We start from the raw sequence: 19311 nt of genomic DNA, 5'->3' as shown, positions 1-19311 counted from the left end.
CAACCACACCCCCCCAAACAGCGCGTTCTGCTCCGGGGCTGTCCTACTCCGGCATGATCATGGTCCGCAGGTCGAGCTGCCGGAGCACCCTGTCGGCCACCTCGGGGTCCGTGTCCGGCTCATTGCGGGCCGCCACGACCTCCTGGCGCGCGGCGTCCAAGGCGATGGTCTGGACGGTGATGGCCAGCTCCCTCCCCCGCTCGCGCTTCTCGGCCAGGCTCTCATTGCGGAGGCTGCCGTCCAGCAGCTCGGCGTGGAGCCTGGTCATTTTCTCCTTCACCAGGGCCACCTTCTCCGGCGGCAGCTCCTTCACCAGCTCGTGGTCCTTCAGGGCCGCCACGGCCGCCGCCTGAGCACGGCGGGCCAGGACCCGCGCCGCATCCCGCTCCTCCGTGCCGTCCTGGGAGGCCTTCAGGACCTTCATCAGCCATGGCAGGGTCAGCCCGGGCAGCACCAGCGTGGCCAGCAGCACCGCGCACGCTATGACGAGCAGCTGGTCCCGGGCCGGGAACGGCGTGCCGTCCGCGAGGGTCAGCGGAAGCGCCAGCGCAAGGGCCAGCGTGGCGAGGCCGCGCATGCCGCACCAGGTCAGGATCAGAACCTCTTTTGCGGAGGTCGGCTGCAGCACGTTCTTCCGCTTGCGGGCGGACAGCGCCAGCAGCCCCAGCCAGCCGAACCGCACCGCGAAGACCAGGATGCAGACCACAACCGCCGTCCCCACCATGCCGAGGACCGCCGAGCCCTCCGTGCGGATGACGTCCTGGATTTCGAGCCCCACGAGGCCAAAGGCCAGCCCGGTGACAAGGAGCTCCACCACGTCCCAGAACGCCGTTCGCGTGACCCGCTCGGCGGCGTCCTGCGGCCGGGCGTGCCGCTGCATTTCCAGGGCGGTGACCACCACGGCGATCACACCGGATGCATGGAATTCCTCCGCCAGGATGTAGGCGGCAAACGGCACCACCAGGGTAACCGCGCTCCGCGCGACCATGGAGGCCACCAGCCGGGTGATCAGCGACGTCAGCCAGCCCATGGCGATGCCCACCACGACGGCAAGTGCCGCTCCCACCACGAACTTCAGGACGACGTCGGGCCCTATTTTGGTGCCTTCAACAGCCGCGGCAAGGGCCGCCTGGAAGATGACGATGGCCGCGGCGTCGTTGAACAGGCCTTCGCTCTGCAGCACCGTGATCAGGCGCCGAGGCATGTGGACGCGGCCGGCAACAGACTCCACCGCAACCGGATCCGGCGGGGCCACCATGGCGCCCAGCGCGATGGCCGCGGGGATGCCGATCCCCGGGATCATGAGCCACGCAGCGCCGGCCACCACAGCCGTGGATATCACCACAAGGGCCACCGCGAGCATGATGAGGGTGCGCCACCGGACCCGGAAGACCGCCCAGGAGCTGCGCTGGGCCGTGGCAAACAGCAGCGGCGGCAGGAAGATCGGCAGGATCAGCTCGGGCGGAATCTCCAGGTCCGGGAATCCCGGGATGAACGTCAGGGCCACGGCCAGGAGGAGCATCAGGACCGGGTACGGCAGGCGCAGCCGGTCCCCCAGGCCCACGGCCACCACGGTGGCGAGCAGGAGTCCGACGATGAGTGCCAGCTGGTCCATATGCCCCTTACTTCACCGGTTCAAGCGCGGCCGAAACCGGCAGGGTGCCGTCCCGGAATTCGATGGTCCTTCCGGCGCAGCCGGGCAGGTCCAGCACGGCCGCGGCGACGATCGCCACGTTTGCCCGCGACGTCTGGGTGCCGGAGGAGGCGTCGGACGGGTCCACGTCGATCAGTCCGTTGCCGGGTCCGTCCGTCAGCGAACCGGGCCCCAGGATGGTCCAGGAAAGCCCGGAGCCGCGGAGGTATTCGTCCGCCGCGGCCTTGGCCTCCGCATAGGCATGGAAGCTGTGGTCCGCGGGCACACCGTGGTCCGGGCCGGCGCCGAAGTAGGAAACCATGACGTAGCGGTTCACGCCGGCCTCCACAGCGGCGTCCATGGAACGGATGGCGGCGTCGCGGTCCACCGCGTAGGTGCGCTGCGGGTTTCCTCCCCCGGCGCCGGCTGACCAGACCACGGCGTCGTGGTTCCGGAGCGCGGCGGCGATTTCCGCCGTCGTCGAATTTTCCACGTCAAGGACCGACCGCGACGCACCGGTGGCTGCGACGTCGGCGGCGTGGTCGGGGTTGCGGATGAAGGACGTGACGCTGTGCCCCTCGTCTGTGAGCAGGGCGGACAGCTGGAGGGCCACTTTGCCGTGGCCGCCGATGATTGCGATACGGGTCATGCCCCCATTCTGTCCCAGCGTGCGGCTGCGTCCCAGCCGCACGCTGGGACGCAGCCGTACGCGTCAGGTGCGGTTGGCGTAGCGGAGGAACACGACGCCGTTGCCGAAGCGCCGTTCTTCCAACAGCTCAAGGCGCAGGCGGACGTCGTCGGGGAGGTACTTTTTGCCGCCTCCCACCGCTACGGGCGAGATGAACATCTGGAATTCGTCCACCAGGCCTGTCCGGATGGCGGAGGCGGCGAGCTCCGGGCCGCCCACGGCCAGGTCCTGCCCGGCATCCGCCTTGAGCTGCCTGACAGCGTCGGCGTCGAACTCCCGCTCGATGCGGGTCCGCTCGCTGGACGGCCTGTCCAGTGTCCGGGAGAACACCACCTTGTCAGCCGCCTTCCAGAGCTCAGCAAAGTCCTGGATGTAGGGAGGTTCCTGCGCGAAGGCGGAGGGGTCTTCCCACGCCACCATCACCTCATAGAGGCGCCGCCCGAACAGATAGGTGCCGATCCCGCGCTGGAGCCCGTTGACGAAGGTGTGCACTTCCTCGTCCGGTTCGCCCCAGTCGAAACGGCCGTCACGGTCAGCCACGTAGCCGTCGAGGGACATGATGAACGAGTAGATCAGTTTGGCCATGACGGGCCTCCCGTGTATGCCTGATGCAGTCCGAGCCTAGGCTCCCGACCCTAGATCTCCCGCGGCAGGATGACAATGCTTCGGGGTTTTCGGGGCCAGTCGCAGCAATGGCACAGGATTGCCTCAAGACCTCGTCAAGATTCAGGTCCGGGGCAGCCGCGGCTGTAATGCTGGTGTTCGCATCAATCGTTGCGCCACTCTTCACGAGCCTTTCTTGGGGGAATCATGCCGGCAGGCCGGTTCAAGCACGTCCGAAAACGGGCGGCATCACTCGCCGCATCCATCAGCCCCGCCGTCTGGGGCAGGTCCCTTGCCGCGTCCGCCGTGGCGGGCGGCCTGCTGCTCGCCGGGGTGGCTGTCCCCGCAGAGGCCGCCTCCTATTATTCGGCGCCGCTGCGGACCGCCGCCCGGTCGCTTGCGGTGGCAGCCGAGAACAACGCCGGGTACGACAGGAACCGTTACTTCGGCTACTGGAATGACACCAACCGCGACTGCCAGAACACCAGGGCCGAAGTTCTCCTTCAGGAGACAAAGTCGGCCGTGACCTACACGACGGCGCGGCGGTGCACCTTGCGCACCGGCCGCTGGGTCTCCCCTTGGGACAACCGGGTCCACTCCTCCGCGTCGGCCGTGGAGATCGACCACACCGTGCCGGTCCATGAGGCGTGGGGTTCGGGGGCGCGGTACTGGTCCCAGGCGCGGCGGGTTGCGTTCTACAACGACCTCGGCGACTCCCGTTCCCTGAACGCGCTGACGGCGGCGCTGAACTCCGCCAAGCAGGCCAGGGGCCCGGAATCCTGGATGCCTCCCGCGAACCGCTGCGCCTACATCGGCCAGTGGATTGCGGTAAAGATCCGGTGGGGCCTGCGGGTGGACAGCGTGGAGAAGGCCGCGCTGGTCCGCTACGCGGACTCCTGCCCGAATGTGCGCGTCAGCGTCACCAGGGTATAGGGGTTCCCGCCGCTGCCGGTAAGGCCAGGGCTTCCTGCCCGGGCTTACCGGTGGAGGGAGAACGGCCCCGCGCTGCCCGACGGCGGCGCGGGGCCTTTTCATGCCGGCACCTTCACGCCGGGGCACCTGGCGCCTGCACCGGCCGGCCTGTCGGGTTGAGGTCGATGATCGGAAGGTGGCCGTCTGTGCGGATGGCGTCACCGCCGCCGTTGCGGTGGTGGTAGCCGGAGGAGAAGTTCCGGATCACGTGCACTGATTCCACGGCGTTGGCCGCCCGAAGGGTTTCGATGATGAAGTCCCGCTCTTCGTCGGTCCGGTCGGCGATTTTGTGGGTGATCTGGAAGGTGAAGAGGGACAGCCCGACGCTGCGGTCGTACGTGCCGGCGCCCACCCAGTCCACCGCGAGTCCTCCGGGCAGCATCCAGCCCTCCGGACATTTCCAGAACCGGACATGATGCCTCTTGCGGGGATTCCCCTCGATCTCCCGCTGGAACGCCATGTCCTGCCTGTTCCCGAACACGTACAGGGAACTCACCGGCGCGGCCGGATAACTGCGTCCCAGAACGGTCGATTCAAGGGTCCGCCAGGCAGTGCCGGGAGTAACGGGGTCAGCCTCCACCCATCCCGCCGTGATCATGGCGTGCCGCAGTTCCTCCGCCGGACCGATGACCGCGAGATTGACCGGATCACCGAGCACCCCGTCACCGGTGCGCGTGCGGCCAATGAAGTAATCCGGGATGTAGAGGCTGCTGAGAATCTTGTGGATGCGCGGCAACAGCGCATAGGCCAGGATCAGCCACACGGGCAGGAACACCCACACCTGTTCAGGGCCCTGCGCCAGGCGTGCCAGCAGGAAGTAGTAGACCGCCCAGCCCACTGCGACCGTAATGGCCCCGTACAGCACCCTTTGAAGCACCGCCAGCACGGTGGCCCAGCGGCTCTGCCTGCGTTCCGTCCGGCTCTCCGGCCGGGAATGGTCCGGTTCGGCCGGAGCGGGCCGATTAACTTCACCCGACGTCACTGCCCGTTCTCCTCCTTTGCCGGATCGTCACCATGAATACTCTGTCATCCCTGGGCACGTTTGCGCGGGTCGATGACAACCCAGTGCTGCACCATGGTCCCCAGGCGTTAACGCTCAAGCCCCATGGAAGCACACCCGTCAGCACATGGCCGTTGCTGACTGCCAGTCACATCGCACTTTGGCGTTGAAACACTCGATTTTTTTGTTGACTCTGCAATGTCGCCCGAAGGACTCTTGAGGCTACCTACGCCACCTTGGGGGACACCGTGTACGACGTGAATTTTTTCGATGAGAAGCAGGCCATTACCGCGTTCGCGGACCGTGTCCCCCAAAGCGTGGCCATGGCGGCAGCCTTGGAGTTCCACGCCAACCGGTCCTCCGGTAATCTAACGGCGATCCCAAACCGCCGAAACGTACTGATGTTTTTCGGAATCGGAGGGATCGGCAAAACCACGCTGTCAGACCGTCTCGAAGCGTGGATCAAGGGTGAACTCGAAGACCCGGGCGAGTGGGGGAAGCCCCCGGATGTCGATCGCATCGTGACGGGACGCTGGGAACTGAACAATTCGCACGGCAACCTCTCCGCCGCACGCTTGCTGATCGACCTTCGCGACACCATGGGCAAGTCCCAACGGAACTGGCCCGCTTTCGACGTCGCGTTTTCTTCTTACTTCAGCAGTATCCGTCCCGGGGAGCCGTTGCCCGAGCTGGCAGGAAACACTGCGCCCGTGGAATCGGGCGTCGTAACTTTGGCCCAGAACGTTGTGCAGGACCTCAAGGACTTCAGCAGCGATCTGGAATTGGATTATTCAAACCTTGTGTCCGAAGCCGGAGGCGGTCTTCTGCGCAGCGCCATCAAAGTCCTGCGGGTCGCGGCCCGGCGGCACCAGGCCTTTAAGCACGCGCCCCAGCTGGACCGCCTGCTTGACAGATGTTCACGGGAGCCGTCTCCGGAGAATCAAATGCCGCATCTGGTTCCCCACATCATGTCGATGCTGACCTTGGACATGAATGCCCTGCCGGTGGGCAAACGTCCAGTACCTGTGATCTTCATAGACCATTTCGAGAAGGTACAGACTCCAGGACGGAGGCTCGGCGAGGAACTGCTGAATGCCTGTATCCATGCCCTGCCAGGAGTGCTGTTCGTCATCACGGGACGAAATCGGATGGACTGGGACTCAGATTCGCGACTCTCCCTGCCCAAGGCCGGGGCCGCAGCCTGGCCTGGCCTTGTCAAAGGAGCCGCCGAGGATCCGCGGCAACATCTCGTCGGATCCCTATCCGAGGAAGACACCCGGAGCGTGGTCACCCAGCGTGCGGAAATTGAAGGCATAGCGCTCGAGCCTGCCGTGGTGGAGGCCATAGTCACAGCAACCAGGGGATGGCCCATTCACATCGATGCTGTTGCTACCTACATCAGGAACGTCGCAGCCGACGGCCGGCGGGTCCGAGTGGACGATGTCCGCGGAGATTTGACCACGATCATGGAGCTCCTTGTCGAGGACCTGCCCGATGACGAAACGAAGGCACTGCAGGCAGCATGCCTGCTTCCGTTCTTTGACACCGCCCTTGCTGCAGCCGTGGGAAACGTCGATGAGGGCGCGGTGATCCGCTTCACGGGCCGTGCCATCATCATCAAGACCTCTGCCAGGATGTACCCCTTCCGGGTCCACGACGCCGTCCGCGACGCCGTCAAATCAGCGGGTCCCCATGCGTCAGGCGGGTGGTCCGAACGGGATTGGGCTTCCGCTGCCCGAAGGGGACTCGCCGAGGCACACAGCCGCTACGACGCCGGCAAGGCACTCCATGACGACGCCGCCATGATCCGCGCACTCGGGCTTGCCTTGCGCATCTGCCAGGACTACAGCCTCTGGGATGAATGGCTCACCGAGGCCGTGCCACACACCCCATCATTTGCCGGCATGGAGGACGTCATGCCAAGCCGCGGGACCCAGGGACTGACGCGCGAAGTAGAAGACACCCTCGAGTACGTTGCAGCCCATGAGATGGGTTCCACCGAAGAAAGCCTGGAAGTATTCAAACGCCTCGAATCAGGTGGCGGTTGCATGGCACGGTCAGCGTCGTTATGGATTGCGTACAGGCTGCGATCCTTGGGCAGATTCGCTGAAGCCAGCGAGCAGATCGCCGCGCTGATGGACACCCAGCCGGACAGGAAAGACCTGTTGCGGCGACAAAGCGCCATCACGCTCGCGATGGGCCGGCGTTTCCAGGACGGAATGGCCGCCGCGGACCAACTCAACCCGGAGCCAAGAGGCAGTACCCGGGACTACATTCGTCAGTTCCACGGAGACTTCTCGGGATTCATGGAATCAACGAGCCAGCGCCTCGCCGATGTCACGGCGAAACGGACCCGGCGCTACCATCTCGAGCTCGAAAGCCGCCTCGTGCGTGCCCGTGCTCTGTGCGGCACCGGCAACGAAAGTGAAACCCGCCAGTTTTACGACTATGTGACGGCCGTGGGCTTCCGTGTCGGACGGAAGCACGCACTGACAGCGCTCGGCTACTTTTGCATCACGGACCGTTCAAAAATCGCCTCCATCGCTGAGGAACTGCAGTCCGTGCAGACGGTCGCCGGGCCTCTCGAAGCTCAGGAGGCCGAGCTGTTGGCATTACATGCCCTGGCGCTGAACGACACTGCCCTGGGCGAAGAAGTCGCCTCGCGCTTCTCGGAAAATCCCCGGCCCTCTCCTCTGTGGATCAGGGCCGAGATTCTCCTGGAAGAACTCGGTATCCGTGTTGCGACAGTAGAAACTCAGTGGACAGAGCCCTATGACGTTGTTAGGGCACGATGGCTCAAGCTGTACCGTGAGCTGATCGCACGCCAGCTTTGACAGAAAAACCCCCGGAATCTCGCGGATTCCGGGGGTTCTGTTTGGTAGCGGTGGGGAGGCTCGATCTCCCGACCTCACGATTATGAGTCGTGCGCTCTAACCAACTGAGCTACACCGCCACGAATGAGAAAAACCTGTGTCAAGCCGGTCAAGACCGCCTTGACACAGGCCCTCATTCAGAGCCCCCCACCGGAATCGATCCGGTGACCTCGTTCTTACCAAGAACGCGCTCTACCACTGAGCTAGGGGGGCAACGAGTAAATACTCTACCGGAAGATTTCATCCTCAACAAATCGGCGGAAGGACGGCTCCGGCGCTGTCGAAACAGTTGCGCACGAACGGTTTTTATGGGCTTCAGAACGGCCGTCTAAGGCCTCTCCGGGGCTGGCCGGATTGTGAGATGCAGCTCCTTTAAAGCACTCAGGGACCGGCTCGAAAGCCGGTCCCTGAGTGTCGCCGGAAACCACTGCCGGGGAACTAGTCCCCCGGGCCCGAGGTCACCACTGGGCGGTGGTCACCACTTGGCTGTGATTACCATTTGCCCTTGCGGTTGAAGTCGCGGTGTCCGCCTTCGTTGCCGTGGCGGGGCTTGCGTGCGCCGTCGCCGTGGCCGCCGAAGCGGGAGTCGCTGGCCTGGCCGCGGCTTGCACCGCTGTCAGCGCCGAAGCTGCGCTCGGAACGATCGCTGTACGAGCGGCCGCCGCGGTCCGCGGAGGAACGTTCGCCGTCGTTCTTGCGGAATTCCTTCTTGAAGCCGCCGCCGCCCTTGAAGTTGCCGCCACGGTCGCCGCCGCGGTTGCCCTGGTAGCCTCCGCGGTCGCCGCCGCCACCGGACGGCTTGCGGCCGTTGTCCAGCTCGAGGTGGATCAGCTCACCGCCGATCCGGGTGCGGGACAGGGCCTTAAGCTGGTCGGCACTCAGGTCCGCCGGGAGCTCCACGAGGGAGTGGTCCGAGCGGATGTCGATGCCGCCGATCTGGGCCGAGGAGATGCCGCCTTCGTTGGCAATGGCGCCCACGATGGAACCCGGCATGACGCGCTGGCGGCGTCCGACGGCGATCCGGTAGGTGGCGTTGCCCTCGGTGAGCGTGCGGGTCGGGCCGCGGGAGCCGAAGCCGTCCTTGGAGCGTTCGCGCTTCTGGAACTCAGGAGCTGCGGGCAGTTCCTTGACCAGCAGCGGCTGCCCGCCCTGCGCCATAACGGCCAGCGCGGCAGCGATCTCTGCAGCCGGAACGTTGTGCTCTTCCTCGTAGGAAGCGATCAGGTCGCGGAACGCTGCTACGTCTTCGGACTCGAGGGTCTCCGTGATGCGCTCGGCGAACTTGCCCAGGCGCAGCGTGTTGACGGTCTCGGCGGTGGGCAGGTGCATCTGCTCCACCGGCTGGCGGGTTGCCTTCTCGATGGAACGCAGCAGGTACTTTTCCCGCGGGGTCATGAACAGCACGGCGTCGCCGCTGCGGCCTGCACGGCCGGTACGGCCGATGCGGTGGACGTAGGACTCGGTGTCGTGCGGGATGTCGTAGTTGATCACGTGGCTGATGCGCTCAACGTCAAGGCCACGGGCCGCGACGTCGGTGGCCACCAGGATGTCGATGCGGCCTTCTTTCAGCGCATCGACAGTCCGCTCGCGCTGCTGCTGCGGGATGTCGCCGTTGATGGCGGCAGCCTGGAAGCCGCGGGACCTCAGCTTGTCAGCCAGGTCCTCGGTGGCCATCTTGGTGCGCACGAAGGCAATGACGCCGTCGAACTCTTCCACCTCGAGGATGCGGGTCAGCGCGTCGAGCTTGTGCGGGCCCATGACCTGCAGGTACCGCTGGCGGGTGTTGGCGCCGGTGGTGGTCTTGGACTTCACCGAGATCTCGGCCGGGTTGTTCAGGTACTGCTTGGACATCCGGCGGATCTGGCTCGGCATGGTGGCCGAAAACAGTGCCACCTGGCGGTCCGACGGGGTCTGCTGGAAGATCTGCTCCACGTCTTCGGCGAAGCCCATGCGCAGCATCTCGTCGGCCTCGTCCAGCACCAGGTACTGCAGTTCGGACAGGTCCAGGGAACCCTTGGAGATGTGGTCGATCACACGGCCGGGGGTGCCGACAACAACCTGGGCGCCGCGGCGCAGGCCAGCGAGCTGCGGGCCGTAGGCGGAGCCGCCGTAGACCGGGAGGACCGTGAAGTCATCGATGTGCTTGGCGTACGAGGTGAAGGCCTCGGCAACCTGGAGCGCCAGCTCACGGGTCGGGGCGAGAACCAGGGCCTGCGTCTTGCGGGACGGGCCGTTGAGGTCGTGGAGTTCTGCCAGGCGGGACAGTGCCGGTACTGCGAATGCTGCAGTCTTACCGGTGCCGGTCTGGGCGAGGCCCACGACGTCGCGGCCTTCAAGCAGCAGCGGAATGGTTGCTGCCTGGATGGGGGACGGCTTTTCGTAGCCGACGTCCTGCAGGGCGGCGAGGACGCGGCCGTCGATGCCGAGATCGGCAAACTTGATGCCCTCTTCTTCGGTGTCTTCAGCCTTAGGGGCTTCCTCAGCCTTGGGGGCCTCTTCAGCCTTGGCCGGAGCGTCGGCAGGGGCGGGCTCCGCTGCGGGGGCAGCGGCCTCAGTGAATTCGACGGTCGCGGTTTCGGCAGTTGCCGTTTCGGTGTCGATGGCGTCGTTGTGGTTTTCGGGCATAGGGAAGTTTCCTCATCCATAGGGGGCCAGGCGGCACAACCCGAGGTGAGCGGAGCCGCAGTACATGTGCCGTGGTTGCCGGGCATACATTGACCGGCCGGTCACGTAGAAGTCCGGCGCTTTCGCAATCCCGTGGCAGGACTTCCCGCTGCATCTCTTGGCTGCTATCCCAGCAGTCTGTACAGCGTTTTCTTTAGCCGGCTCTCCCTATGAAAATGCCCGCATCACAGTTGCGGACTCCAACACTTGCCAGTCCTGCCTCAAAAATTGGGCAGGAATAAGGGATTTCCGGAGTGGGGGATATTTCAAGTGTAGGGCATACTCCCGCCCATGGGTAACCGAGGGGCCCGGAGCGCCGGTGAGCTTGCCCACACAAGCAGCGGTCAAGCCCTGTGTTCCGGCCTCCTCCGGCGGAATCGCCGCAGATTTGCACCTCTTTCCGGCGCGGACGGATACGGCTCGCGCGCCGATTCCAGGGCCGGCTCCCCGCAGGCTGCCTAAAGCGGTGCAGAAATGCCGGCGGGCGGGATCCTGGTTAGCTGCCGACGCGGCGGAGCAGCTTCTCGAATTCGTCGTGGTACTCGGGCTGGAGCCTGACTTCGCCGTCCGCCTCGGCGTCCCGGAGCGCCTCCATGGCTTCAACGTCCGGCGTGCTGAACCAACGTCCGATGGTCACGCCGTGGCTCGGCACGAACAGCCGGTGGATATGGTCGCCCGCCTGGATGGACCCGGTCCGGATCACCCGGAGGTATGTGCCAACACGTCCGGCCTCGGTGAAGCGCTTGACCCACTGGCTCTCCCCCATCCGCCGCTGGAAGGCAGCGCACGGCACACGCGGCGAGGTGACCTCGACTTCCACATCCAGGCCGATCTTCCAGCGCTCTCCGATGACGGCGCCGGTGGTCTCGATGCCGGAGACCCTCAGGTTCTCCCCGAAAATGCCCGGCGGCAGCTCACGCTCCAGCTGGCCGACCCAGTAGTCGGCATCAGCCTGGGAATAGGCGTACAGGGCCTGGTCCTCGCCGCCGTGATGGATCCGGCTGGCCTGGACGTCACCATGCACGCCGAGCTTGTGCACTTTCACCGGCCCCTCCACAGGGCGCTTGTCGATCGCGGTGACGCCCACGCTCCCCTCATCAGGCAGGAGCTGGTGTACCCGGCAGACGGCTAGCAAAGTGGCTGTGTCCATGGCAACAGTCTAGGTTCTCGGTCCGCCGGGCGTTCCGGCGGACCCTTGGCGAGATCTGCCCACATTAATTCGTTCGCGGCGTGGCGGTGCAGCAACTAGGCTGGCAGCAGGATTTGCGTGCGGTTTCGGCCCGCCAAGGACGGCAACGCCAACGGCGTGGATCGCCCAGCCGGAACACATCAGCCAGGAACAGATCGGCATGGACCAGCAGGGGGAACCATGGACCCGGAGAAAGACCAGCCCAAAGACCGCGACGGCGATGCGCGCGACGACGCGTCTGCCGCCGGCGCCTCCAAGCCCCCGCCTTGGCAGGTGCCCAAGCCGGAGCTCCGGCCCGAGCTGCTGGACGCCGGGGCGGGGCAAACCGGGTCAGGAAAAGACGGAGCGGGGCAAGACCAGTCCGGGCCGCCGCAGCCCAGCCCCATCATCGACCCCTTCGCCCGGGAACGCGAGCGCGAACTGACCTCAGCGGCGGCCAGGAAGAAGCGCTCCCAGCGCCGCACCGTGGTGGTGGGCCTTGGCGTGACGGCCTTGCTGGCCGGCACCATCACGGCGATCGTGGCCAGCAACGAACAGGAACCCGACTACGCGCAGGTGTGTTTCAACGAGGAAACCGGCGAACGCGTGGAGGACACCCAGTGCAACAGCAGCGCGGGGCGCGGCGGAGCCCTCTACGCCTGGTACTTCTACGCCCGCGGCGCCAGTGTTCCGGGCGTGGGGCAGAGCCGGAACGCCTATCCGAATTTCACCAGGACTGTTCCGCAGGGCGCCAAGGCGTCCACGGGGTACAGCACCAAGGGCGGCACGGTCAGCAGGGGCGGCTTCGGCAGCAGCTCCAAGGGCGGAAGCACGGGGGGCTAAGTGAAGCGCTTATTGTCAGAACCCCGGCCGGACTGGAAACAGAAAATCGAAGAGCAGGGCCTGGTGTTCTCCACCACCACCATGCCGGACGGCAGGAAGATCGAGTACTGGAACGAATCGGCGTACTACGAGTTCACCATGGACGAGGTCGAGGCGCTCGAGGTCACGGCTGAGGAAATGCACACGATGTGCCTGGAGGCCGCGAAGTTCCTGGCCACCGGCGCCATGGGACCCATTGGCATCGGCCAGCAGGGCCTGGAGCTGGCGGCCGAGTCTCTGCAGGCCGGAGATATGGACATCTATGGCCGCTTCGACTTCATCTATGACGGCCGGGGCGGCGCCGCCAAAATGCTGGAGTACAACGCCGACACACCCACCGGCCTGATCGAGGCGGCCGTGGCCCAGTGGTTCTGGCTGCAGGATGTCTTTCCCGAGAAGGACCAGTGGAACGGCATCCACGAGGCGCTCATCCGGCAGTGGAAAAAGCTCCAGTACCGCACGGGCATGAGCACGCTCCACATCGCCCACTCGGAGGCCGAGGAGTCCGGCGAGGACTGGATGACGGCGGCCTACATGCGGGACGTGGCAAGCCAGGCCGGGTGGACCACCATCGGCATCAACATGTCGGACATCGGCTGGGACCCCAACCTGAACCGCTTCGTGGACCTGGACAACTTCATGATCAGCACCATCTTCAAGCTCTACCCGTGGGAGCTGATGCTGAAGGAGCCGTTCGGTCACCGCCTCCTGCAGCGTGCCCACAATCCGCGCTGGGTCGAGCCGGCCTGGAAGATGCTGCTCTCCAACAAGGCGCTGCTGGCCGCCCTCTGGCATTTGTATCCGGACCACCCCAACCTGCTGCCGGCCTACCTGAATGAGCCGGGGCCGCTGAGGGAGTGGGCTGCCAAGCCGCTGCACGGCCGCGAGGGCGACAACATCAAGATCCGAGCCGAAGGCATCAGCATGGAGCAGCCCGGCGGGTACGGCCGCGAAGGCTGGTGCTACCAGCAGTTCCACCCGCTTCCCGATTTTGACGGCAACCACCCCGTCCTTGGCCTGTGGGTGGTGGACGGCGAATCAGTGGGCTGCGGCATCCGCGAATCCGACGGCCCCATCACCGACTACTTCTGCCGGTTCGTGCCCAACACCATCGACGCCCCGGCGCCCCTCTCGGCCCAGGCCCACTCCAACAAGGCAGGTATCGCCCTATGAGCACCGGAACCACGACGGCGGGCGGCGGCGCCGGGAAGCAGCCAGGCAGCGCGGTTCCCGCCAAGGGGCTGCACGCCGGGATCCTGGACCTGGGCGATTCCGTCATGCTGGGCCTGGCCTCCACCGCGCCCGTCTACTCGCTGGCGGCCACCCTGGGCCTGATCGTGGCTGTGAACGGCAACTACACTCCCCTGATCCTGGTCCTGGGCTTCATCCCCGTGCTGTTCATCGCCTACGCATTCCGGGAGCTCAACAGCGCCATGCCGGACTGCGGCACCACCTTCATCTGGGCGCGCCGGGCCTTTGGTCCGTGGGCCGGCTGGCTGGGCGGCTGGGGCGTGGCGCTGGCCGGCGTCGTCGTCCTGGCGAATCTTGCCCAGGTGGCGGGACAGTACCTGTGGCTGCTGATCGGCGACGGCTCTGTCGCGGAGAACAAGCTGGTGGTCACCGCGACGGGCGTCGTGTTCATCGCCTTCATGACCCTGGTGAACTACCGCGGGATCCGGCTCGGCGAGCACGTCCAGCGTGCCCTGACCTACGTCCAGTACATCTCGCTGGGCATCTTTGCCGTCGCCATTATTTTCAGGATCGCGGGCGGGGCGCCGGAGGGCCAGGCGTTCGATTCTGAGTGGTTCAATCCGGTGGGGGCCTTCGCTGATCCGGGCGCGGTGGTCCACGGAGCCCTGCTGGCGCTGTTCATCTACTGGGGGTGGGACACCTGCCTGGCGGTGAACGAGGAAACAGAGAACCCCTCCACCACCCCGGGCCGGGGCGCCGTGATCTCGGCCTTCGTCCTGGTGGCCATTTACGTGTCCGTGGCACTCCTGGTGATGATGTACGCCACAGTGGGGTCAGAGGGCATCGGCCTCGGCAACAGTGAAAACCAGAACGACGTCTTCCTCGCCATGAAGGACGTGGTGCTGGGCCCATGGGGCTGGCTGATCGTCGTCGCCGTCCTGGCTTCGGTGCTCTCCTCGACGCAGACCACCATCCTTCCGACAGCGCGCGGAACCCTCTCCATGGGTGTCCACGGCGCGTTGCCGCCGAAGTTCGGTGAGGTCCATGCCCGAAACCAGACCCCCGGGTTTTCGACGCAGGTGATGGGCGCCGCTGCCGTCGTGTACTACGTGGCGATGAGCTTTCTTAGCGAAAACCTGCTCTCGGATTCGATCAGCTCGATCAGCCTCTTCATCGCGTTCTATTACGCTCTGACCGGGTTCGCGTGCGTCTGGTACTTCCGCGGAACCCTCCGCGACTCGGCCAGGAACCTCTGGCTCCGCGGCGTTCTGCCGCTCGTGGGCGCCCTCACCCTTACCGCCGCGTTCTTTGTTTCCGCTGTCCAGATGTGGGACCCGGCCTACGGGGACACCGAGATCTTCGGCGTCGGGGGCGCGTTTGTCAGCGGCGTGGTGCTGCTGGGCCTGGGCGTGGTGCTGGCCGTGGTCTGCCGGTTCCTGCCGTCCACGCGAGCCTATTTCCAAGGCAGGCAGCCCGTTGCGTCCGGACCCCAGGGCGGCCCCGTCGGATGACGTATGCACCGTAGGATGCTGGCATGAGCAACGACGCCCTTGACCCCGCGGCAGCAACGGCCGAGTACGGCCTTCCCGACCCCTCAGACATCCTGGCCCTGGACTCACTGCTGACCCCTGAGGAGCTGGCGCTGCGGCAACGGATCCGCGACTTTACGGACCAGCAGATCCGGCCCGACATCGCGGACTGGTACGACCGCGGCGTCTTCCCCGGTCACCTGCCCGCGCAACTGGGTGAGCTGGGCGTGCTCGGCATGCATCTGGAAGGCTACGGCTGTCCCGGCCGCACGGCGGTGGAATACGGGCTGGCGGCGATGGAGCTCGAGGCCGGTGATTCCGGGATCCGCACGTTCGTCTCGGTGCAGGGTTCGCTGGCCATGTCTGCCATCCACAAGTGGGGCTCCGAGGACCAGAAGCAGGAATGGCTCCCCCGCATGGCCGCCGGCGAGCTGATCGGCTGCTTCGCGCTGACCGAGCCCTCCGCCGGGTCGGACCCGTCGTCCATGGCCACCGTGGCCAGGCAGGACGGCACGGGCGAGGACGCCGGCTGGATCCTGGACGGCGCCAAACGCTGGATCGGACTCGCCTCGATTGCCGATGTGATGGTGGTGTGGGCCAAGACCGACGACGGCGTCCGCGGCTTCCTCGTCCCGGCCGGCACCGATGGGGTCACCGCCACGCCCATTGAGCGGAAACTCTCGATGCGCGCCTCAGTCCAGTGCGACATCACGTTCGACGGCGTCCGGCTGGGACCGGAGGCACTGCTGCCCGGTGCGCGAGGACTCAGCGGACCGTTCTCCTGCCTTAACGAGGCCCGCTACGGCATCGCGTGGGGCGCGATGGGCGCTGCCCGCGACTCCTACGAGGCCGCCCTGCACTACGCGATGGACCGGCAGCAGTTCGGCAAACCACTGGCCGGATACCAGCTCACGCAGGAAAAGCTCGTGAACATGTTGCTGGAGGTCCAGAAGGGCACCATGCTTGCCCTGCAGCTGGGCAGGCTCAAGGACTCCGGCCGGCTGCAGCCGCCACAGATTTCTATGGCCAAGCTGAACAACGTCCGCGAGGCCATCAAGGTGGCCCGCGAGGCCCGGACCATCCTGGGCGGCAACGGGATCACGCTGGACTACTCTCCGCTGCGGCACGCCGCGAACCTGGAGTCGGTGCGGACCTACGAGGGAACGGACGAGGTCCATATGCTGATCCTCGGCCAGCACATCACCGGGCTGTCCGCCTTCCGGTAAGCAAGACTCTTGTGGCCATCCGGACGCCGGTTCAGAATTACCGGCATGACGGAGACCGGCGATTCCAGGAGTGAACGCAGGCGTGCTGCGGTAGGAACGGCAATATTCGCCCTCGGCCCCGCGACCGTGGCCGGAGTGGTTCCCTGGCTGGTGACCCGGTGGAAGGTGCAAACCCCGGTCCCCGGCGGCGCCCCGGCCCAGCTGGCCGGGACCCTGCTGGTCGGAGCCGGAGCGGCCGTGATCGCCAACTCCTTCGTTCACTTTGCCGTGGAAGCAGTAGGAACGCCGGCGCCGTTTGCGCCGCCGAAACACCTCGTGGTCGGAGGCCTGTACCGCTTTGTGCGGAACCCTATGTACGTGGCGATTGGTGCCGCCGTGACCGGGCAGGGGCTGCTGCTGGGCCAGCCGAAGCTCCTCGTGGCCACCGCGCTGGGCGCCCTGCCGGTGTCGGCGTTCGTGAAGTTCTATGAGGAGCCTGCGCTGGCCCGTAAATTCGGGGCCGACTACCAGGTCTACAGGGAGAACGTCCCGCGCTGGCTGCCCCGGTTCTCCCCCTGGCGGCCGGTTTCCCCGGAGTCGGCCTCCGCTGGTTGAGTTCATCGAAACCTGTTTCGGCAGCCTCAAACCGGCTAAGGGGCACTGGCCCGCCCGGTCAGGCGGAAGTCAGGCGGAGAAGCCGCCGTCGGCCTTGATCAGCTGGCCGGAGACCCAGCGGCCGGCCGGGGACAGCAGGAAGGCCACCGTGCCCGCTACGTCCGCCGGCGTTCCCAGCCTGCCGCCGGGCTGGCGACGGGTGCCCTCCTCACGCACTTCCTCGCCCATCCAGCCGGTGTCCACCGGCCCGGGGTTCAGCACGTTCGCGCTGATGCCGAGCGGCCCCAGCTCCCGGGCGGCGGCAATGACGATCCGGTCCAGCGCCCCCTTGGACGCGCCGTACGGAAGGTTGAACGCTGTGTGGTCGCTGGTCAGCGCAACGATCGCGCCGCCGTCGTGCCCTGCCTGCCGGGCGAACGCAGCCACCAGCTGCCAGCTGGCGCGGGTGTTCACGGCGAAATGGCGTTCGAAGCTTTCCAGCGAGGTGTCCAGGACCCCCGAATCGACGGACTCCGCGTGGCTCAGCACCATGCCCTGGAGCGTGCCGGCCTGCTCCGCGACGCTGGCCATCAGCCGGTCCACGGCCTCTGGATCCTGAAAGTCCGCTGGCACGGCCACCACCTTGGCGCCGATGGCCTCCAGCTCTGCGGTGAGCCGTTCGACGTCGTCCGGCTGGATCCCCCATGGCATCCTGGCGTCATAGTCCTGCCAGTAGGTCAGCACCAGGTCCCAGCCGTCGGCGGCGAGCTGCCGGGCGATGCCGGCGCCGATCCCGGCCAGCCGGCCGACGCCGGTGACCAGGGCCATCTTGCGCTGGTGTTCTGCAGGCTGGGGTTCCACACCGTGGCTCATGCCGGCAGCTCCTTGTGGTTGCCCCGCCGCAGCACCACGAACCAGCAGGCCAGGATGGCCAGCCCGCAAAATACGCCGGCACTGGATGCCATGATCCACAGCCCGGGCGTTTGGAGGTCGAGGTTCTCCGCTCCCAGCGCAGAGCCGATGGTCTTGGGCGAAAAGAAAAACACGACAATCGACACACCCAGCAGGCCTCCCATGAGCCAGCGCGCCGCCTTGTGCCGGCGGGGCGTTTGGCGCAGGGTCCAGGCGAATGCCGGCAGCACGGCGGCCATCCAGACCCAATGGTGGGACCAGGACACGGGGCTGATCAGCAGCATAGTGAGGGCCGTGGCGGAAATGGCCACCACCCGTACGCCCTGCCCGCTGGCAGTCCTGATGACCGCCGCGCCCAATGCCACCACGAGCAGGCTCAGGACCAGCCACGGAACGGTGACGCCGGCGGCGGGGACGCCGAAGTGGAGCAGCGCACCCTTGATGGAGAGGTTGTCCACGTACCCCGCCCCGCCGATCCGGGACGTGTCAGGAAGGATCTCGAGCCAGAACCGCAGGGACTCGGCGGGGCGGAGGAACCAGCCGAGCAGCACGGTGGCAGCGAATCCGGCGCCCATGTTCAGCAGGCCGCGCCAGTCCTTGCGCATCAGGAAGTACAGGCCAAACACGAGTGGCGTCAGCTTGATGCCCGCCGCCACACCCACGAGGAATCCGCTCCCGGGCGGGCCCCGGCTCCAGCGGGCGTTCCGGCCCAGCAGGTCTGCCGCCATCATCCCCATGAGCAGGATGTTGATCTGGCCGAAGGCCAGGGTCTCCCGCCACGGACCGAGGTTCAGGACAGCCAGAAGCAGCACCACCGCCCCGAGCCGGTTCCGCAGCGAGGGCCATGTAGCCGCGGCAAAGGTGCTGCGCCAGTCAGGTTTGGCGTTCCAGTAGCGGACACCCCTCGCCGCCACCCAGGCGGCCACAGCCACTCCGGCGGCGTTGAACAACATCAGGACAGCTGCCTGCGGCAGCTGTGCGAGCAGGCTGAAGAGGAGCGCAGCAAACGGCGGGTACGTAAAGGGCAGCTGCGGGCCGCCGGCCCATTCCAGTGTCAGGCGGTAGAGACCCGAGGGGTCCAGGCCGGTCTCATGAAGCACCCTGCCGCCGTGCCAGTAGACGCTGAAGTCCAGCCCGCCCTTCTCGCTCCAGTCGCCGAGTCGCGATGAGATGAAAACGGCGGCGACCAGTACGGCGACGACGGTGAGCAGCTCGGCGGCGACCACAGAGATCCGGGGATCGCGCAGCCGTTCCTGCCTGGTGACCGTTCCCGCCGGGCCGTCACCGGCCAGGCTGTCAGGAGCGCGGGCGCCAGTAGCAAGGGCGTCAGGAGGACCGCCCTTGGTTTGGGCGTCGAGCAGTGCCATTCAGTGTCCCCCGTGGTGTGATGCCGTCAG

General features: G+C 66.3%; 15 protein-coding genes and 2 tRNA genes. 7 read left to right on the top strand and 10 right to left on the bottom strand.

Annotated features, from left to right (window positions below):
- Positions 1–43: 43 nt before the first annotated feature.
- From JYA52_RS03200 to JYA52_RS03190, 3 genes are all read right to left on the bottom strand, one after another.
- Positions 44–1615, bottom strand: a complete 1572-nt coding sequence (locus tag JYA52_RS03200) for a Na+/H+ antiporter (RefSeq protein WP_205651700.1) — start codon at positions 1613–1615, stop codon at positions 44–46.
- Positions 1616–1622: 7 nt separating this feature from the next.
- A complete protein-coding gene (locus JYA52_RS03195; RefSeq protein WP_205651699.1) occupies positions 1623–2282 on the bottom strand; it encodes an NAD(P)H-binding protein in 660 nt (219 codons plus the stop codon).
- A 63-nt stretch (positions 2283–2345) separates the two neighbouring features.
- Entirely contained in the window at positions 2346–2906 is a 561-nt protein-coding gene (locus tag JYA52_RS03190) for a dihydrofolate reductase family protein (protein WP_205651698.1), read from the bottom strand.
- A 225-nt stretch (positions 2907–3131) separates the two neighbouring features.
- Between JYA52_RS03190 and JYA52_RS03185 the strand changes: the two genes are divergently transcribed.
- Positions 3132–3857, top strand: a complete 726-nt coding sequence (locus tag JYA52_RS03185; RefSeq protein ID WP_205651697.1) for an HNH endonuclease family protein — start codon at positions 3132–3134, stop codon at positions 3855–3857.
- A gap of 112 nt (positions 3858–3969) precedes the next feature.
- Here the strand turns inward: JYA52_RS03185 and JYA52_RS03180 are convergent, their stop codons facing one another.
- The gene (locus JYA52_RS03180; RefSeq protein ID WP_205651696.1) at positions 3970–4878 is read right to left on the bottom strand and encodes an LssY C-terminal domain-containing protein; all 909 of its coding nucleotides are present in this window, start codon (positions 4876–4878) and stop codon (positions 3970–3972) included.
- A 275-nt stretch (positions 4879–5153) separates the two neighbouring features.
- On the opposite strand from JYA52_RS03180, the gene JYA52_RS03175 reads away from it, so the two are divergent.
- Positions 5154–7730 (top strand): hypothetical protein, encoded by a 2577-nt coding sequence (locus tag JYA52_RS03175; RefSeq protein WP_205651695.1) that lies wholly within the window; start codon positions 5154–5156, stop codon positions 7728–7730.
- A 42-nt stretch (positions 7731–7772) separates the two neighbouring features.
- Here JYA52_RS03175 and JYA52_RS03170 read toward each other — a convergent pair.
- The 4 genes from JYA52_RS03170 to JYA52_RS03155 all read right to left on the bottom strand — a co-directional run bounded on the left by JYA52_RS03170 (position 7773) and on the right by JYA52_RS03155 (position 11583).
- Positions 7773–7849 (bottom strand) — tRNA-Met (locus JYA52_RS03170).
- A gap of 61 nt (positions 7850–7910) precedes the next feature.
- A tRNA-Thr gene (locus JYA52_RS03165) sits at positions 7911–7982 on the bottom strand.
- Positions 7983–8261: 279 nt separating this feature from the next.
- Positions 8262–10394 (bottom strand): DEAD/DEAH box helicase, encoded by a 2133-nt coding sequence (locus tag JYA52_RS03160; protein WP_205651694.1) that lies wholly within the window; start codon positions 10392–10394, stop codon positions 8262–8264.
- 535 nt (positions 10395–10929) lie between these two features.
- Entirely contained in the window at positions 10930–11583 is a 654-nt protein-coding gene (locus JYA52_RS03155) for an MOSC domain-containing protein (RefSeq protein ID WP_205651693.1), read from the bottom strand.
- 219 nt (positions 11584–11802) lie between these two features.
- Between JYA52_RS03155 and JYA52_RS03150 the strand changes: the two genes are divergently transcribed.
- The 5 genes from JYA52_RS03150 to JYA52_RS03130 are packed head-to-tail and all read left to right on the top strand — an operon-like array spanning position 11803 to position 17023.
- On the top strand, positions 11803–12444 hold the full coding sequence (locus tag JYA52_RS03150; protein WP_205651692.1) for a Tat pathway signal protein: 642 nt from the start codon (positions 11803–11805) through the stop codon (positions 12442–12444).
- Complete coding sequence (locus JYA52_RS03145) at positions 12445–13656, top strand: glutathionylspermidine synthase family protein (RefSeq protein WP_205651691.1); 1212 nt, start codon at positions 12445–12447, stop codon at positions 13654–13656.
- Complete coding sequence (locus JYA52_RS03140) at positions 13653–15185, top strand: APC family permease (protein WP_205651690.1); 1533 nt, start codon at positions 13653–13655, stop codon at positions 15183–15185. The genes JYA52_RS03145 and JYA52_RS03140 overlap by 4 nt, the downstream gene beginning before the upstream one ends.
- Positions 15186–15208: 23 nt before the next feature.
- A complete protein-coding gene (locus JYA52_RS03135) occupies positions 15209–16429 on the top strand; it encodes an acyl-CoA dehydrogenase family protein (RefSeq protein WP_205651689.1) in 1221 nt (406 codons plus the stop codon).
- Between the two features lie 45 nt (positions 16430–16474).
- Positions 16475–17023: a methyltransferase family protein gene (locus tag JYA52_RS03130; protein ID WP_205651688.1), complete on the top strand. Its 549-nt coding sequence runs from the start codon at positions 16475–16477 to the stop codon at positions 17021–17023.
- A gap of 69 nt (positions 17024–17092) precedes the next feature.
- On the opposite strand, the gene JYA52_RS03125 is transcribed toward JYA52_RS03130, so the two are convergent.
- Together JYA52_RS03125 and JYA52_RS03120 are read right to left on the bottom strand one after the other, a co-directional pair.
- Positions 17093–17875, bottom strand: a complete 783-nt coding sequence (locus JYA52_RS03125) for an SDR family oxidoreductase (RefSeq protein WP_240459903.1) — start codon at positions 17873–17875, stop codon at positions 17093–17095.
- Positions 17872–19281, bottom strand: a complete 1410-nt coding sequence (locus JYA52_RS03120) for a glycosyltransferase 87 family protein (protein ID WP_205651687.1) — start codon at positions 19279–19281, stop codon at positions 17872–17874. The genes JYA52_RS03125 and JYA52_RS03120 overlap by 4 nt, the downstream gene beginning before the upstream one ends.
- Positions 19282–19311 lie beyond the last annotated feature (30 nt).

Origin of the sequence: Arthrobacter pascens (assembly GCF_017052465.1) — a bacterium.
Lineage (GTDB): Bacteria > Actinomycetota > Actinomycetes > Actinomycetales > Micrococcaceae > Arthrobacter > Arthrobacter pascens.
This window is presented reverse-complemented; position numbering and strand designations above follow the sequence as displayed.

What these genes read in the sequence shown, in the direction of transcription:
- JYA52_RS03200 (WP_205651700.1), bottom strand. Translation starts at nt 1,615, where the DNA reads ATGGACCAGCTGGCACTCATCGTCGGACTCCTGCTCGCCACCGTGGTG.
- JYA52_RS03195 (WP_205651699.1), bottom strand. Translation starts at nt 2,282, where the DNA reads ATGACCCGTATCGCAATCATCGGCGGCCACGGCAAAGTGGCCCTCCAG.
- JYA52_RS03190 (WP_205651698.1), bottom strand. Translation starts at nt 2,906, where the DNA reads ATGGCCAAACTGATCTACTCGTTCATCATGTCCCTCGACGGCTACGTG.
- JYA52_RS03185 (WP_205651697.1), top strand. Translation starts at nt 3,132, where the DNA reads ATGCCGGCAGGCCGGTTCAAGCACGTCCGAAAACGGGCGGCATCACTC.
- JYA52_RS03160 (WP_205651694.1), bottom strand. Translation starts at nt 10,394, where the DNA reads ATGCCCGAAAACCACAACGACGCCATCGACACCGAAACGGCAACTGCC.
- JYA52_RS03155 (WP_205651693.1), bottom strand. Translation starts at nt 11,583, where the DNA reads ATGGACACAGCCACTTTGCTAGCCGTCTGCCGGGTACACCAGCTCCTG.
- JYA52_RS03150 (WP_205651692.1), top strand. Translation starts at nt 11,803, where the DNA reads ATGGACCCGGAGAAAGACCAGCCCAAAGACCGCGACGGCGATGCGCGC.
- JYA52_RS03140 (WP_205651690.1), top strand. Translation starts at nt 13,653, where the DNA reads ATGAGCACCGGAACCACGACGGCGGGCGGCGGCGCCGGGAAGCAGCCA.
- JYA52_RS03135 (WP_205651689.1), top strand. Translation starts at nt 15,209, where the DNA reads ATGAGCAACGACGCCCTTGACCCCGCGGCAGCAACGGCCGAGTACGGC.
- JYA52_RS03130 (WP_205651688.1), top strand. Translation starts at nt 16,475, where the DNA reads ATGACGGAGACCGGCGATTCCAGGAGTGAACGCAGGCGTGCTGCGGTA.
- JYA52_RS03125 (WP_240459903.1), bottom strand. Translation starts at nt 17,875, where the DNA reads ATGAGCCACGGTGTGGAACCCCAGCCTGCAGAACACCAGCGCAAGATG.
- JYA52_RS03120 (WP_205651687.1), bottom strand. Translation starts at nt 19,281, where the DNA reads ATGGCACTGCTCGACGCCCAAACCAAGGGCGGTCCTCCTGACGCCCTT.